This window comes from Pantoea allii, from assembly GCF_002307475.1.
GTDB classification, from domain to species: domain Bacteria; phylum Pseudomonadota; class Gammaproteobacteria; order Enterobacterales; family Enterobacteriaceae; genus Pantoea; species Pantoea allii.
The window spans coordinates 128,945-145,444 of sequence record NZ_NTMH01000030.1; the positions used below are offsets into that span (position 1 = coordinate 128,945).

Below are 16,500 nucleotides of genomic sequence, written 5' to 3' on the forward strand. Positions count from 1 at the left end.
TTATGGAAATGTCACAACTCACAGCCCGTCGGCCTTATTTACTGCGTGCTTTCTATGACTGGTTACTGGATAACCAGCTCACACCGCATTTGGTCGTCGATATCAATCTGCCTGGTGTTCAGGTGCCACTGGAATATGCACGTGATGGTCAGATTGTATTGAACATTGCGCCGCGTGCCGTCGGTAATCTTGACCTGGGTAACGATGAGGTTTCGTTTAACGCACGTTTTGGTGGCGTTCCGCGTCAGGTAAACGTCCCGATGGCGGCTATACTCGCTATCTACGCGCGTGAAAACGGTGCAGGCACGATGTTTGAACCTGAACCGGCCTACGAAGGCGGGACGCAGGAATTCCCAGAGAATCAGGAAGAAACGGTGATGTCAGTCATTGATGGTGACCGCCCTGATGATGCCAGCGATGATGATCATTCACCCGATGACGATCCGCCGCCACGTGGTGGCCGTCCCGCACTGCGTGTGGTGAAATAACACAGCATGCCCGTCACCTCGACGGGTATTTTTTTGCCTGCCAGATAGCGCGTTTTTTGCCTGCCAGAGAGCAGGCATAAAAAAATCCGGGAACACAGGTTACCCGGATTTTTGCTTTCTGCGGCAGGGATTAATAAACGTCGCGCAGGTAGCGTTTCTCTTTCTTCAGCTGATCGATGTAGTCGGCCGCTCGCTCGCTGGACAGCCCGCCAAACTGGCGCACGATTTCATACAGCGCGCTATCGACGTCTTTCGCCATGCGTGATGCATCGCCACAGACATAGAAGTAGCCCCCTTCCTGTAGCCAGGCATAGAGCTCTGCGCCCTGTTCCAGCATCCGGTTCTGCACGTAGATTTTCTTGTCCTGATCGCGTGAGAAGGCCAGATCAAGACGCGTGAGCAAACCGCTCTCCTGCCAGGCTGTGAGCTCTTCGCGATAAATGAAGTCGTGCTCCTGATGCTGATCGCCAAAGAACAGCCAGTTTTTGCCCTGGGCACCTGTCACCTGACGCTCCTGCAAAAACGCACGGAACGGCGCGATGCCCGTACCCGGTCCCACCATAATCAACGGGGCATTGCCGTTGGCGGGCACACGGAAGGCTTTGTTAGGCGAAATAAAGATCGCGGGCTTTTCACCACGGCGCACGCGCTCTGCCAGGTAGGTTGAGCACACACCGCTACGGTTACGGCCACCGCTGTGATAGCGCACAGAGGCAATGGTCAGGTGCACCTGATTAGGATGCGCTTTTGAGCTGGATGAAATGGAGTAGGCACGGTGCTGCAGCGGGCGCAGCAGGGCAACAAACTCTGTCACGCTCAGGCTACGCGTTAGCTCAAGCTGCAGCAGATCCAGCGTATCTTTGCCCCACAGCCAGACGCCCAGGGCATCTTTATCATCATGCTGAAGGACATGGCGCAGCTCCTGGTTGGTGGTATTTTGTCCTACCCACTCAATCAGCTTGCGTGATGGCTCAGAAATTTCAAACTGGTAGGTCAGCAGGTCGCCCAGACTTCTGTCGAAACCCGGCACCGGCGTCTGATAATCGGCGTTTAACTGCGTAAGCAGCAGGTTAACCAGCGACGGTTCGTTGACCGGAATCACGCCAAGCGCGTCACCGGCTTCATACTTGAGACCGCTGTCGCTAAGATCAAACTCGAAGTGGCGAATGTCCTTAGCTGACTGTTCGCTCGACAGGCGCTTGTTGGTGATCAGGGCAGCCGCATAGGGGTTGGATTTGTTGCTGCCAGGAATGACGGGTGCTTCCGGGGCGCTTTCCAGCACCGTGCCGCTGCTGCCTGCGCTGCTGGCAAACTGTGGCATCGTGCTGTTCAGCCATTCATTCGACGGCTCTTCGTAATCAATATCGCAGTCGATACGGTCGACAACGCGTTTTGCACCAAGCTGTTCCAGACGCATATCCAGGAACTTACCTGCCTGGCAGAATCCGTCATAACCGGTATCGCCAATGGCCAGCACGGCGAAGTGCATCTGCTCCAGGCGCGGCGCAGTGCTGGCTGAAATCGCGTCCCAAAACAGCTGGGCGTTGTCGGGCATTTCACCTTCGCCATAGGTTGAGGTGACAATCAGCACGTGGCGCATGGTGGCGAACACGTCGAGATCCACATCGCCTAATGCCTGAACGACGGGCACCAGACCTTTGGCTCGGGCTGATTTCGCCGCTGACTGGGCCAGCGCCTCAGCATTGCCGGTCTGAGAACCATAAAGGATGTGCAGTTGGGTGGTGGCGGCAGCACTGCTGCCCGCCGCTGGCTGCTGTTTATCTTCCAGCACCAACAAACGGGAGTGCAGGCCAGCCAGAAAGCCCGCCAGCCAGTATTTCTGGTCACCATTAAAAGGTGCATCTTCAGGAATATATGGAATTTTCATGGATACCTTTACTCAATCCCGCTCTTGACCGTCATACGTCGCCGTGTCGATGGCAGTCGGTTCCTGCGCGCTCAGCAGCTTGCTGCTGAGCGGATAAGGTTGCCGCTGCGCCCGGTACGACGAATAAATCCGGGTAATCATGATTAAACACAGTTCTGTTCACTGACTCTGCTGTCAGGCCAGTTTACCCACCGCTGCTGCAATTTCAGGTAACGCTGCACGTGCAAACAACTCTTCAAAATCAGGCAGGCGACCGAGGATTTCACGGTTGCAGGCATCCTGATACATGATCCAGCCATAGGTGGCCAGGCTGTCCATCGAGCGGATGTTACGTTGCGTCAGTGCCGCTTTATAATCGGACATGCGTTTTGAACCGATCAGGCTGGCCAACTCGCTGTCACTGTAGTTTTCAATCGCTGCTCGCGCATGGCGTTGCAGTTTACTGATCAGAGAAAAGTCTTCTGTCATCAGCAAATTGCGGACGGCTTTCTCCACGGCAGGGGCCTCAACTGAGGTGCCTTTCGGTAACTTACCTAATGCCAGCTGCTGCGCAAAGCTCAGTACGGTGTAGTTGTTAAGCAAAACAAACATTTCCTGCGTATCGGTCGCCCCGTAGGCCGGTACCGCACCGTCAGCAATGGTTTTCCCTTCACGCCAGGCGGCTTTAAATTTGGCTACCTGATGGGCAGCCAGCGCCGTCGACAGTTCTTCCAGCAAATCCTTACGGGATTTCGCCTTCAGAATTTCACCGCCGTCCTGATAAAGCAGCAGAGACCGTGGCATCACGTAAACAAAGTGCTGACACTCGGTTTCCCAGTGTTCCAGCAGCCAGGCGGCACGCGGAGACTGCGTGGCCGCAAGGTGCCAGTTCAGCATGGTCCAGACCGCCTGCTTATGGATCTGCGCCAGCTCATCCTGGTCGGCAATGGAGCCAAACAGGACCGAATCGCCTGCCGCATGGTTGGCCAGTGAGCCATAGGGATCGTACTGGTAAGCAAAACCGCCGCTCATGCCGTTACCGAAGCCTTTACCAAAAGTGCCCAGGTTTAACACTGCGCCGTTGGTCATATATTCGCAGCAGAAGTCACCGACGCCTTCCACCACGGCAGTTGCACCGGAGTTACGTACCGCGAAACGGTCGCCCGCCTGGCCCTGAACGAACAGACGGCCGCCGGTTGCGCCAAACAGGGCGAAGTTACCGATCAGGACGTTGCCATCGCTGTCCTGTGCGCCGCCACCGGGTGATAACACCACCAGTTCGCCGCCGCACTGGCCTTTACCGACGCCATCGTTACAGGTGCCACGATGTTTCATCAGCATACCGTCATTGCAGAATGCACCAAAGGACTGACCTGCTGAGCCTGTTGTGGTGATGTTTACCGTTTCAGGTGCCAGGTAGCGACGACCGCGATCGTCCTGCAGCACGGCTGGCATTGCTTGGATCTGTGCCGCCGTCAGGGTGTGATTCAGCATGCGCTCAATATCGATAGCTAACTGACCGCCCACGCTTTTATTGCGGTTGTTAAGCACGACCTCGTGGCCCAACTGCAGCGTTGTTTTGCCCTGTTCCACCAGCTGCTGGCTGAGCTCTTCAACCCAGATGTCATCCAGCTCAAAATCTTTTTCCAGGTAAACCGGCTTGTCGATTTTCAGTTCTGGCACCACGGTGAGCATCGCGCGCAGATCCAGCTTGCCCACTTCCAGCGGGTGATCCATCAGGTGGAGCAGATCGGCGCGACCACGCGCTTCACGCAGGGAGCGCAGGCCCATCCGCGCCAGAATCTCACGCACTTCGTGTGCGACGTTCAGGAAATACTGTGCGAGCTGACGTGGATCGCCATCAAACGCTTCGGCGTTCGTGGTTAACCCTGCCGGGCATTTGACGTTACAGTTTTTCGCCATCACGCATTTCAGCATCATCAGCGCAGTGGTACCAAACTCAAAGCTGTCGCCGCCCAGCAGCGCGGATTTCACTACATCGCTGCCGGTTTGCTGTGCGCCGGAGCAGCGCAGCAGCACTTTGTCGCGCAGACCGTTTGCACACAGCGCCTGATGGACTTCGGCGATGCCGATTTCCGCTACGCGCCCGGTATATTTCAGGCTGGTCACCGAGGCCGCGCCTGTGCCGCCGGTGTTACCGGCAACGTTAATCACGTCAGCACCGGCTTTTGCCACGCCGACGGCAATGGTGCCAATTCCCTCGGAGGACACCAGCTTCACAATGACGCGTACGCGGGCCGCTTTACAGTCGTGAATCAGCTGCGCCAGATCTTCAATTGAGTAAGTATCGTGGTGCGGCGGGGGAGAAACCAGCTCAACGCCCGGCGTGCCGCCACGCGCTGCTGCGATCTCCACGGTCACTTTGGCCGCTGGAAGCTGGCCGCCTTCGCCGGGCTTCGCACCCTGGCCGATTTTGATCTCCAGCTCTTCCAGCATCGGATCGGCAAGGTAAGCCGCCCAGACACCGAAGCGGCCAGAGGCCAGCTGTTTGATGCGTGAGGCACGAATGGTGCCGTGACGCGAGTAGTGTTCGCCGCCTTCACCGCAGTTGCTCATGCCGCCGACCATATTGGTGCCGTGCGCGACCGCTTCATGCGCCGGAGCCACCAGCGCGCCGTGGCTCATTGCGCCAGAGGCGAATGTGCGGGTGATTTCGCATGCGGGTTGAATATCGCTCAGCGGCAGCGACGGCAGCGCGGTAAAGATACGTGACAGATAGTCTGCCGCTTTGCCGCTGGCGGTTACTTTCAGGCCACCGGCGACCACCTCAGCCGTTTCAATTTCGTCATTAAAGCGGGCTTTCAGCGCACGAGACAGGTTAAGCAGGCGCTCGCTTTCCGGCTTCAGCCCGACAATCGCATCGGTCAGACGCAACATAAAGGCGTTCTGGCTGCCTTCAATGGCATCACATACCAGACCGCGCGTGGCAAAGCCGTTGTTGGTCAGCGAGTAGCGACCCAGCTTACGCCGGAATTCGGCTTCACTGTCGATGTGGGTCAGGTCCGCCGGGAAGGCCAGAATATCGCGCAGCGCAGCGGGACGGCGCTTGCGCTCTTCATACATCAGGCTGGAGAACTGACGATAATCGGCCGTAATGGCAAAATTATTCATCACGTCATCCGGGATGCGCTCAAAGCTGCTGTCTTTGAATGTCTCTGGCTTGATGCCAAAGGCATTGTCCAGACGGGCCAGCGTCATCAGCCGAATAAAGTTATCCTCTTCACGCGCTTTGTCCGCGAAGCGAATCGGTTCTTCAGTCATATCAATAAAGGTGCGAACGGCAATGGTGCCGTAAGAGTGGCCCGCGCCTTCTGCACGCTCTTTAAACAGCCCCAGCAGTGGCACTTCGGATTCGCCCTGAATTTTCAGTGCGCTTTGATGCCAGTCCACCGCCATCTGCGCGATAGTGGCAAAGCCTGCGCCGCCGACGGGCGTTTTGATATTGGGGTAATACTTTCTCAGAACCGGATCGTCCGTATTCAGGAAGTTAGGCTCAAAGAATTCACCGCTACTGTAGCTCTCTACGGTACACAGGCCGACTTTGCCCATGGTTTTCATCAGGGCTTTTTCAGCGGCTTTGGCGTAGCGTTTAAAGGCTTTATTGCCTTCCTCGCCTTCACCAAATTTTTCCTCAGCGCGCATTTGCACGCCAAGCGGATAAACGGCCGATGCGCCAAAGCCCAGCGTGGCAGCAATATGGTGGGAAGAGATAATCTGCCCACTCTCCACCACCAGTGAAACGTCAAGACGTAAGCCTTCCTGCACCAGACGCTGGTTAACCGCAGAGATAACCAGCAGCATTGGCAGGGCCGCTTGCGTGGAGGAGATATGGCGATCGGTCAGTACCGCGATGCCGCCCTGTGAACGGGCAAAATCCACCACCTGCTGGGCCAGATCGTCAATCGCTTTTTCCAGCGCACTGGCGTTGGCCGTGCGGCTGAGCAGGTCTTTGCCGATTACCGGTTCGTACAGCATGTCAAAGCGGGCATAAGGCGCGACGTTCTGTTCACGCAGCTGTAGCATGTCCAGATGGGTCAGAATCGGCGTAGGCACGATGATCTGGCGGCCTTTACTGCGTCCCAGATGCGGTTTCGCCCCCAGGGCTACGCGCAGCGTCATGCCGTCCGCTTCACGAATGGAGTCCAGCGGCGGGTTGGTCACCTGGGCAAAGCGCTGTGAGAAATAGTGCGCCATGCCGCCTTCATGATCGGACAGGCCGTTGATGGCGTTGCCGTAACCCATCGCCGAGATTTTCTCTGCGCCGGTGTTCAGCATGGGGTCCATCATGAACTTGAAGCTTTCCTGGTTGTAGTAGTAAGCCACGAAGCGCTGATAGGTTTTCAGATCGCCGCGATAGCGCAAGGGAGAGCCCTGTTGTTCCGCGGGAATGACCGGCAACTCTTGCAAATCGACACGCGACTTGCTGACCAATGCGGCATAGTCTTTTTCTGCAGCCAGTTTTTCCAGCGCTTCATGCGTGGTGTAACTGCGCTTTTCGCGATGATCAAAATAGAGCATCCCGCCAGCTTCGATACGACCACGGCGCAGCACGCTTTCAGGTGGAAACGCGATCTGGCCCGCTTCAGACATGGCGCCAATATACTCCGCCGTTTCAACCGAACGCAGTGGACGCAGCCCCAGGCGATCAAGACGTGCACCAATCACTTCGCCGTTACCAAAGATGAGCGCGGCAGGGCCATCGTTTTTCTCTTCGTACAGCGAAAAATACTCCAGCATGTCGCGGACGGCAGGGGAGAGCGCGGTATCGTTTTCCCAGGCCGGGGGCATCATGGAAACCACGGCGGTGATCAGATCCAGATCGTCTTCCATCAACCGGCTGTGAATACTCTGGTCCAGGCGCGAACTGTCAGACTGACCTTTTGGTCGTACAATCGTTTTGCCACGGGCAGAGGCCAGCGCGGATTCGGCGATACGGTTTTTACGGTCGGTATTCAGCTCACCATTATGGGCCATCAACCGGAAAGGCTGCGCCATGGTGGTGTGCGGATCGGTATTGGTTGAGAAGCGAGTGTGGAAAAACAGTCCGCGTACCTGATGATCGGGATCGGTCAGATCCTTGAAGTAAGGAATCACTTCATTCGAGTTCAGGCGGGCTTTAAAGACTTGTGTGCGGGATGACAGCGACAGCGGATATAACCCGCCGAACTCGCTTTGGGTAAAGGCCTGCGCCTCAATGGTCAACAGTGCGCGATAGATCTGTTTTTCAAAATCACTTTGGTCACTGATGTCCTGAGGTGCGGCAAAAATCCACTGCACAATAGGAAGCTGAAACTGCACGGCAGCCGGACGTGTCACACTGTTATCCAGCGGCATTTCGCGTTTCATGATAACCGGCAGGTTAAAACGGCTTAACGTCTCTTCTACCAAACGTTCGGCATTGGCGCGCAGTTCAACGTCTTTAGGAACGAAAAAGTTACCGACGCCAAAGCGACCGGCTTCCAGCGCCTGACCGGTAATTTTACGGAAGAAATGCAGTGAAAGATCGACGTTAACGCCTGCTCCATCGCCAACGCCCTCAGCAGACATGCCACCGCGGTGCGGCACCGTGCAGAGCGCGCTATGCGCCATACGCAGAATTTCATGGGTCTGCTCGCCGTCCTTACGGGTAATGAAACCTACACCACAGCTGTCACTTCCTGCTGCTGGGTTGTATAAGCCATAGGAATCAGGTTTTTTACTGGACATTGAGGGTCTCCTTAAACTGCTCTAGACATTACCTGCATTGTTTCAGGCACTGAGGTCAACTACACAATCTTCCCAGCGCAAATTCTTTCATTTCCGCGCCTGACAGCCTGCGCGGTTGGGTTTTGCGCACTTTTCAGCGTCAGGAGGAGATGCCCCTTGATGCGTAGTGCGTGTTTTTTCCGTTCTCGAAAGGAGATGACTCAAACCATGTGGACGTCATGTTGCATAGATATGCCGTGACGCGTGCCCATCATGAAAGCTTTCAGCGGAATTCCAACTTATCGGGAAAGCGAATCGAGGTCAAATAGCGAGTCTGACACAGTTTAACCTCGCCTTTATGTCGTTAACCTAATGAAATTATTATGTTTTTATGTCTAAAATGTGTCAGTTTTTCACTAAGGTACAAGGGATGAAATGTGAACTGTATCACTGTGCTGTAGGCGTGAAATCACTTAAGTATGCTGGAGACGAGGTGCTAAACAGCATCAAATGCTGCTGCAGGCAGTGGAAGCGCAGGATGTATCTGTTTTTCTTATAGCAGCAAATTTGAATGAATAAGGGCGGCATGATTAGCAAAATTAATTACGGTAGGTTGCTTAAAACTACGATTTATATGAATGAGTATGCATAAAAAGCAGGAAATCGCGGCAAAGGGACGTTGCCGGGCGAAAAAAGACGAGCAGATAAGACGCGCCTTTTTGACAGGCGGCCGTACAGATTCATTGAGTTAGCACAATTAGTCAAGGGTTTTAGCGTTAAGGTCATGAACGTCGGCGAAGCAACCGCCTTTTGCACCATTAAAGTGCGTTAGCGCTGCGATCTCACCGGATGCATTGCGACGATCGCGAAGTAAATACGCTATCATGTGCCTGTTCTCATCCAGGGAGTGTTTATGAAACAGATTCGCCTGCTGGCGCAATATTATGTTGATTTGATGGTCAAGCTTGGCCTGGTACGTTTCTCGCTGTTACTGGCGTCGGCGCTGGTCGTGCTGGCCATGATTGTTCAGATGGCCGTGACCATGGTGCTGCGTGGTCATGTTGAAAGTATCGATATGGTCCGATCGGTCTTTTTTGGTCTGCTCATCACCCCTTGGGCGGTCTACTTTCTTTCTGTCGTCGTGGATCAACTGGAAGAGTCACGCCAGCGCCTGGCACGGCTGGTGGATAAGCTGGAAGAGATGCGTACGCGCGATCTTGAGCTGAACCAGCAGATGAAAGAGACCATTTCCCAGCTCAATCAGGAAATCACCGACCGTAAAAAAGCCGAAGAGGCACGTGAGCAGGTGATGGCGAAGCTGCGCGAAGAGGTCGCTCGTCGCGAACAGGCGCAAATCGAACTGGAGCAACAGTCCTCCTTTCTGCGCTCTTTCCTGGATGCGTCACCGGACCTGGTCTTTTATCGCAACATCGACAAACAGTTCTCAGGCTGTAACCGCGCCATGGAACTGTTAACCGGCAAAAGCGAAAAACAGCTGATTGGGCTTACGCCACGCGACATCTATGACAATGACACGGCCACCAAAGTCCTTGAAACCGATGAAAAGGTCTTCCGGCATAACGTGTCACTCACCTATGAACAGTGGTTGCAGTATCCCGATGGGCGTAAAGCCTGTTTTGAGATCCGCAAAGTACCTTATTACGATCGGGTAGGTAAGCGGAGTGGGCTGATGGGCTTCGGACGCGATATAACCGAGCGTAAACGCTACCAGGACGCGTTAGAGAGCGCCAGCAGGGAGAAGACCACCTTTATCTCAACGATCAGCCACGAGCTTCGTACGCCGCTTAACGGCATTGTCGGCCTGAGCCGTATTTTGCTGGATACCGATCTGAATCAGGAGCAGCTCAAGTACCTTAAAACCATTCACGTCTCTGCGATTACCCTGGGCAATATTTTCAATGACGTGATCGAAGTCGATAAGATCGAACGTCGTAAGGTCCAGCTGGATAACCAGCCGGTCGATTTCACCAGTTTCCTTGCCGATCTGGAAAACCTCTCAGGCTTACTGGCCCAGCCGAAAGGGCTGAAGTTTGTGATGGCACCGCAGTTACCGCTGCCGCATAAAATCTCTACCGATGGCACGCGCCTGCGACAGATTCTGTGGAACCTGATTGGCAACGCCGTGAAATTCACCCAGCAGGGAGAGATTGTCGTGCGTGTGGCCTACGAGCAGGATGAAACGCTGCGCTTTGAGGTACAGGATTCCGGGCAGGGGATTCGTCAGGAAGAGCAGGATAAAATTTTTGCTATGTACTATCAGGTCACCGACCAGCATGGCGGCAAGCCGGCGACCGGAACCGGTATCGGCCTGGCGGTTTCACGCCGTCTGGCGCAGGCCATGGGCGGGGATATCAGCGTAAGCAGCGCACCGGGGCAGGGCTCCTGCTTTACGGTGGTGATAAAAGCTCCGCGCATCGCAGAGGAAGTGGAAGATGAGGGCGTGGACGACACGCTGCCGCTGCCGGCCTTACATGTGCTGCTGGTGGAAGATATCGAGCTGAATGTGATCGTGGCCCGCTCGGTGTTGGAAAAACTTGGGTGCAGCGTAGAGGTGGCCATGACCGGGAAGGCGGCGCTGGAGATGTTCGATCCGCTGGAGTTCGATCTGGTGCTGTTAGATATCCAACTGCCGGACATGACCGGAATGGACGTTTCACGCGCCCTGCGCCAGCAACATCCTGATGCAAACCTGCCACCGTTAGTCGCCTTAACGGCCAACGTGCTGAAAGATAAAAAAGAGTATTTTGATGCGGGCATGGACGATGTGCTCAGTAAACCGCTTGCCGTACCGGCGTTAACGGCCATTATCAAAAAGTTTTGGGACTATCAGCCTGAAAGTGATGGCCTGCCCGTGACGGCGGCGAGCGCCAGTCAATCCGATGCATTACTGGATATCCCGATGCTTGAGCAATACCTTGAGCTGGTGGGGCCGAATCTGATCACGCAAAGTCTGACCATGTTTGAACAGATGATGCCGGGTTACCTGGATGTACTGGATTCTAATCTGATGGCGCGCGACCAAAAAGGCATTGCTGAAGAGGGGCACAAGATCAAAGGCGCAGCGGGATCGGTGGGTCTGCAGCACCTTCAGCAGGTGGCAAAGCAAATTCAAAGCCCTGAGTTACCGGCCTGGTGGGACAATGTGGGCGAATGGGTTGAAGAGCTTAAGCGTGAATGGCGACACGATGTGCAAGTACTGCGCGAGTGGGTGGCTGAAAAACAGCGGTAGTACAAAAAAATGACCCCAGCCGAGGCCGGGGTGCGCTAATACTGCGCCAACACCAGGGAAAAAGACGCTGCTGCTATGCTTAATGTTTTCAATGCAACAGCGGGGTATTGGTTAACACTTGCAACACCTTAGCAAATTCAAATTACCTTGTGACAAGATTCATTAAAATTTGTGATGTTGAACCGCGTTTAAATACAGGAAACATTAATTCGACAACATAGTCAAGCAAGGAATCAATTAAACAGTCACATTGGTTATTTTTTAATCAAAACTTCTGTTTTTTGTACGGGCTTAACCCAAATTTGTTAACAAAACCTGTGTTGCGCGCTGTAACCAAAATTTTTCATCGCTGTTCTGGATTAAAATAGATATAAACTTATGATAATAAAGAATAATGAAGAAATTCGTTCCCGCGGACCCAAAACGTTTCGGAAAACCTGATCTTCCCGCACCATTAAAAGGTTTTACCGATAGAAAACGCTTTATAGTTCGGCGAAAACATAGGGTTAAAACACCGTCTTGTAACAGTTAAAACACGAAACATGACGACTGAAAGAACATTTTGTCTCCAGCTAACGGAAACAGTTTGCTGCTCTAACAGAATTATACATAAGTTATATGAAACATTGAGGCGAGGTATTGTCACAAAATGGTATCATCTTTCTGAAAAAGTAGAGCGCACGACAGAGAGGATGGAACCGATTCCTTCTCTGCGGAAGTAATTGAACTCATTCAAACTATTGTTGCATTCACAATGCATTTTCATTGTCTTGTTATAAACATTGCACATTGTCACCCCGTCTTTTTCGGTAAAGATTTTTATTGCGGGTGGTGATTACGCCTGAAATTAATTAACACAAAAAAAATTTGAGACGATCGTATGAGTAAGCATAAAGGGAATCTGTGGCGGCGCATTAAGCCGCTGGTGATGCGCATTGTATTGATTTGGGTGGGACTGTGGCTGGCGGGCATTTTACTCTTTTCGTTTGTACCGGTGCCGTTTTCTGCGGTGATGGCGGAGCGTCAGATAGGTGCCTGGTTTAGAGGCGATTTTAGCTACGTATCCCATTCCGACTGGGCAGGCCGAGAGGAAATCTCGCCCTGGATGAAACTGGCCGTTATTGCTTCAGAAGATCAAAACTTCCCCAACCATTGGGGCTTTGACGTGGCAGCCATCCAGTCCGTTCTGGACGACAGTGACAGCCGGATGCGCGGTGCATCAACCCTGTCGCAGCAAACGGCAAAAAACCTGTTTTTATGGGATGGACGTAGTTGGATTCGTAAAGGGCTGGAAGCGGGATTAACCGTTGGGCTGGAAACGGTGTGGACCAAACGCCGGATCTTAACGGTCTACCTGAACATCGCGGAGTTTGGCAAAGGCACTTTTGGGGTAGAGGCTGCGTCACGCCGCTTCTTTAATAAGCCCGCCAGCCGTTTAACCATGTCAGAAGCGGCATTGCTGGCTGCGGTCTTACCCAATCCACTGCGCTTTCGCGCAGACGCGCCGTCAGGCTATGTTCGTCAACGCCAGCAGTGGATTTTGCGTCAGATGCGTCAGTTAGGTGGAGAAGGCTTTCTGCAGCGCAATCATCTGAACTGACGTTAGTCTTCGTCGAATCCGGCTTCAAACAGCTCAATGACAGCGGCCAGCGCTTCGGTTTCCTGCGGGCCGCTGGCCTCTATCTCAATATGACCGCCTTTGGCAGAGTCCAGCATCAGTAATGCAATAACGCTGCTGGCTTCCGCCTCGGTACCGGTCTCATTGCGTAACAGCACTTCTGCATCGAAACTCTGCACCAGTTCAAACAGCTTCATGGCGGGACGCGCGTGCATGCCCAGCTTATTTCTGATTTCAACAGTTTGCTTAACGGTCATGATTTACGTTTTTCCAGCGTGCGATGACGAGACTGTACATTTTTACCGCGTGAGCGAAAATAGTCAGCCAGCTGCTCTGCGATATAAACCGAACGGTGCTTACCGCCGGTACAACCGATCGCCACGGTGAGGTAGCTGCGGTTATTGGTCTCCAGCATGGGCAGCCAGAGTTCCAGATAGCTACGCGTCTGATAAATGAAGTTATGGACTTCGGTGTGACGATCGAGGAACGCGGCGACAGGCCGATCCAGGCCCGTCATCGGACGTAGCTTGGGGTCCCAGTGCGGGTTAGGCAAAAAGCGCACGTCAAAAACGTAATCGGCATCGATGGGAATACCATGTTTGAAGCCAAACGACTCAAACACCATCGTCAGCTCACGCTCGCGTTTACCCAGCAAGCGGGTACGCAGCATTTCAGCCAGCTCATGTACCGACATTTCTGAGGTATCAATAATCAGATCGGCACGCGAACGCAGAGGCTCAAGCAGGTCACTTTCTTCATCAATCGCGCTTTCCAGCGACAGATTCTTGCTGGATAACGGATGCAGGCGGCGCGTATCACTGTAACGACGGATCAGCGTGTTGCGATCGGCATCAAGAAACAGCAACTGCGGTGAAAATGCCGAAGGCAGATTGTTGAGCGCTGTTTCAAAAATCTCAGGAGATTCAGGCATATTACGCACATCAATACTGACCGCCGCAGAGATATTGCGCTCGACCAGTGACTCTGCTAACTGTGGCAACAGTACCACTGGCAGGTTATCAACGCAGTAAAAACCCATGTCTTCCAGCGCGCGGAGCGCCACTGACTTTCCTGAGCCTGACCGACCGCTGACGATCATCAGCACCATGACCTTCTCTCCCGTTTTAAATCCGGTTCAAACCGGTAAATCACGCGCTTTATTGCTCTGTTGGTTCTTCGGTAATAATCGCATACAGCTCTTCATCGCTCTGCGCGGCACGCAGGCGGCGGCAAACCGTTTTATCCGCCAGCCGTTTTGCCACTAACGACAGCGTATGTAGATGGGTTTTACACTGGTCAGCCGGAACCAGCAGCGCAAAAAGGAGATCGACGGGCTGGTTATCCACGGCATCGAAAGCAATGGGTTGCTCCAGGCTGATAAAAACGCCTACGGCCCGTAAGGTATCCTCCTCCAGCTTGCCATGCGGAATGGCAATACCGTTACCGATACCGGTGCTCCCCATACGCTCACGCGTAAGAATCGCTTCAAACAACGTTTGATGCGGCAGGTTGAGCTGCTTAGCGGCCAGTTCGCTGATAATCTCAAGCGCCCGTTTTTTGCTTTGGCAGTGTACGCTACTGCGGGTGCAGTCTGGCGAAAGCACTGTGCTCAATTCCAGTGTTAAATCATTGTTCATTATCGTTTCACTTGCGAGTTCACATAGCCATCGAATCAATACGCAGACATCACGTAGCGAGTGAATGGCGCTGGCATAGATGACAAAACGGGGCGGTTAATCCGCCCCATCCTTTCAGCTCTGCGCGCCGGGCGCGCCTGCCAGCGTGAAGGTTAGTGTTTTTTTAGCTTGTCTTTATATTTGGTCAGTTGACGGGCCAACTTGTCAATCAATCCGTCAATCGCCGCATACATATCTTCCGCTTCAGAGGTCGCGTGCAGCTCGCCACCATTGACGTGCAGGGTCGCATCGGCGATTTGCGTCACCTTTTCCACTTTCAGGACAACATACACCTGATTGATATGATCAAAGTAATGTTCCAGTTTGGCAAATTTTGTCGTCAGGAACGCCCGCAAGGGGTCGGTGATTTCAACGTTTTGCCCGGTAAGGTTCAGCTGCATAGGTCTTCCTTCTCATTTCTGTCAAACCAGTTGTTTACGCTGATTTGAAGGCGGTATGGACAAAGACTCGCGATATTTAGCGACGGTTCGACGTGCCACTATTATCCCTTGATCAGATAACATGGAGGTCAGTTTACTGTCACTCAAGGGCTTGGCGGGGTTTTCCGCCGAGATTAATTTTTTCACCAGCGCACGAATAGCGGTAGATGACGCTTCTCCGCCACCTTCAGTATTAACATGGCTGGAGAAAAAATACTTCAGTTCAAAAATGCCACGCGGGCTGTGAAGGTATTTTTGCGTGGTAACGCGGGAAATGGTCGATTCATGCATATCGACAGCCTGGGCAATATCGGCCAGCACCATGGGACGCATAAATTCCTCTCCCTGCTCAAAAAAGGCCTGCTGCTGCTCAACAATACAGCGGGAGACTTTTAATAATGTCTCGTTGCGGCTTTCAAGGCTTTTAATCAGCCAGCGGGCTTCCTGCAAGTTGCTGCGGATAAACTGACTGTCGCTGTCGTTACGTCCGGCACCGCCCATGGCGGCGTACTGCTGGTTAATCTTCAGTCGCGGGAGACTGTCGGTGTTGAGCTCAACCGTCCAGCGCGTCGCGACTTTGCGTACCAGCACATCAGGAATAACGTATTCCGGTTCGCCGGTGTTAATCGACTGCCCCGGACGTGGATCGAGCGACTGAATCAGCAGCATCGCCTCTTTCAGCACGTCTTCTTTCAGACGCGTCACGCGCATCAGGCTGCGGAAGTCATGATTAGCAAGAAGATCAAGATGGCTGCTGACGATCAACCGTGCTTCCGCCAGCATAGGCGTTTCGGGCGCGTACTGCGACAGCTGCACCAGCAGGCAGTCACGTAAATCGCGCGCGCCAACGCCGACCGGATCAAAACGCTGAATGCGCTTCAACACGGCTTCAACCTCATCCATTTCCAGCTCATCGTTACCGATACTGTCAAGAATGTCTTCAAGCGAAACGGTAAGGTAACCCGTGTCATCGATGGCATCGACGATGGATGTGGCAATGGCACGATCGTTATCGCTAAAAGGCGTTAACTCCACCTGCCACATCAGGTAGTCCTGAAGAGACTGCGTGGTTTCACCCTGGTAAATCGGCAGTTCATCATCCTGATAATCGGTACCGGTTCCTGAGGGCGTGCCTGCGGTGTAAATCTCATCCCAGGTCGCGTCAAGCGGCAACTCTTCGGGCATATCCTTCTGTTCCAGCGCTTCACGGGTGTCCAGTCCCGCTTCGCCTTCCTGATACTCTTTTGCGTCTATTTCTTCGTGCTGTTCGGTTTGCTCAAGCAGGGGATTACTTTCCAACGCCAGCTGTAACTCTTGCTGAAGTTCAAGCGTAGAAAGCTGCAGCAGACGAATCGCCTGCTGCAGCTGTGGGGTCATTGCCAGTTGTTGGCTGAGCCTGAGTTGCAAACCTTGCTTCATAGACAGGATGGATATTCCCGGGTAAACATCAGTATT

The 16,500-nt window shown here is 53.5% G+C and carries 9 protein-coding genes and 1 pseudogene; 3 read left to right on the top strand and 7 right to left on the bottom strand.

Annotated features, from left to right (window positions below; all coding sequences use genetic code 11):
- Window positions 1-2: 2 nt before the first annotated feature.
- Window positions 3-488, top strand: coding sequence for a ClpXP protease specificity-enhancing factor (gene sspB, locus CMR03_RS10130; protein WP_063878126.1), 486 nt, complete (start codon window positions 3-5; stop codon window positions 486-488).
- Between the two features lie 130 nt (window positions 489-618).
- On the opposite strand, the gene CMR03_RS10135 is transcribed toward sspB, so the two are convergent.
- Window positions 619-2,376: a sulfite reductase subunit alpha gene (locus CMR03_RS10135; protein WP_063878127.1), complete on the bottom strand. Its 1,758-nt coding sequence runs from the start codon at window positions 2,374-2,376 to the stop codon at window positions 619-621.
- A gap of 174 nt (window positions 2,377-2,550) precedes the next feature.
- Window positions 2,551-8,082: a glutamate synthase-related protein gene (locus CMR03_RS10140; RefSeq protein ID WP_096011458.1), complete on the bottom strand. Its 5,532-nt coding sequence runs from the start codon at window positions 8,080-8,082 to the stop codon at window positions 2,551-2,553.
- Between the two features lie 892 nt (window positions 8,083-8,974).
- Here CMR03_RS10140 and arcB point away from each other — a divergent pair.
- Both arcB and mtgA read left to right on the top strand, forming a co-directional pair.
- Window positions 8,975-11,394: pseudogene (gene arcB, locus CMR03_RS10145) on the top strand (aerobic respiration two-component sensor histidine kinase ArcB).
- Between the two features lie 797 nt (window positions 11,395-12,191).
- Entirely contained in the window at window positions 12,192-12,911 is a 720-nt protein-coding gene (gene mtgA / locus CMR03_RS10150) for a monofunctional biosynthetic peptidoglycan transglycosylase (protein ID WP_063878130.1), read from the top strand.
- 2 nt (window positions 12,912-12,913) lie between these two features.
- On the opposite strand, the gene npr is transcribed toward mtgA, so the two are convergent.
- The 5 genes from npr to rpoN form a co-directional block, all read right to left on the bottom strand.
- Complete coding sequence (gene npr / locus CMR03_RS10155; protein ID WP_063878131.1) at window positions 12,914-13,186, bottom strand: PTS phosphocarrier protein NPr; 273 nt, start codon at window positions 13,184-13,186, stop codon at window positions 12,914-12,916.
- Window positions 13,183-14,037 (bottom strand): RNase adapter RapZ, encoded by an 855-nt coding sequence (rapZ, locus tag CMR03_RS10160; protein ID WP_063878132.1) that lies wholly within the window; start codon window positions 14,035-14,037, stop codon window positions 13,183-13,185. The genes npr and rapZ overlap by 4 nt, the downstream gene beginning before the upstream one ends.
- Before the next feature lie 49 nt (window positions 14,038-14,086).
- Entirely contained in the window at window positions 14,087-14,566 is a 480-nt protein-coding gene (ptsN, locus tag CMR03_RS10165) for a PTS IIA-like nitrogen regulatory protein PtsN (RefSeq protein ID WP_063878133.1), read from the bottom strand.
- Window positions 14,567-14,718: 152 nt separating this feature from the next.
- Window positions 14,719-15,006 (bottom strand): ribosome hibernation promoting factor, encoded by a 288-nt coding sequence (hpf, locus tag CMR03_RS10170; RefSeq protein WP_063878134.1) that lies wholly within the window; start codon window positions 15,004-15,006, stop codon window positions 14,719-14,721.
- Window positions 15,007-15,027: 21 nt separating this feature from the next.
- A complete protein-coding gene (gene rpoN, locus CMR03_RS10175; protein WP_096011459.1) occupies window positions 15,028-16,464 on the bottom strand; it encodes an RNA polymerase factor sigma-54 in 1,437 nt (478 codons plus the stop codon).
- Window positions 16,465-16,500: the final 36 nt, after the last annotated feature.

What these genes read in the sequence shown, in the direction of transcription:
- CMR03_RS10140 (WP_096011458.1), bottom strand. Translation starts at nt 8,082, where the DNA reads ATGTCCAGTAAAAAACCTGATTCCTATGGCTTATACAACCCAGCAGCA.
- rapZ (WP_063878132.1), bottom strand. Translation starts at nt 14,037, where the DNA reads ATGGTGCTGATGATCGTCAGCGGTCGGTCAGGCTCAGGAAAGTCAGTG.
- npr (WP_063878131.1), bottom strand. Translation starts at nt 13,186, where the DNA reads ATGACCGTTAAGCAAACTGTTGAAATCAGAAATAAGCTGGGCATGCAC.
- ptsN (WP_063878133.1), bottom strand. Translation starts at nt 14,566, where the DNA reads ATGAACAATGATTTAACACTGGAATTGAGCACAGTGCTTTCGCCAGAC.
- mtgA (WP_063878130.1), top strand. Translation starts at nt 12,192, where the DNA reads ATGAGTAAGCATAAAGGGAATCTGTGGCGGCGCATTAAGCCGCTGGTG.
- hpf (WP_063878134.1), bottom strand. Translation starts at nt 15,006, where the DNA reads ATGCAGCTGAACCTTACCGGGCAAAACGTTGAAATCACCGACCCCTTG.
- CMR03_RS10135 (WP_063878127.1), bottom strand. Translation starts at nt 2,376, where the DNA reads ATGAAAATTCCATATATTCCTGAAGATGCACCTTTTAATGGTGACCAG.
- sspB (WP_063878126.1), top strand. Translation starts at nt 3, where the DNA reads ATGGAAATGTCACAACTCACAGCCCGTCGGCCTTATTTACTGCGTGCT.
- rpoN (WP_096011459.1), bottom strand. Translation starts at nt 16,464, where the DNA reads ATGAAGCAAGGTTTGCAACTCAGGCTCAGCCAACAACTGGCAATGACC.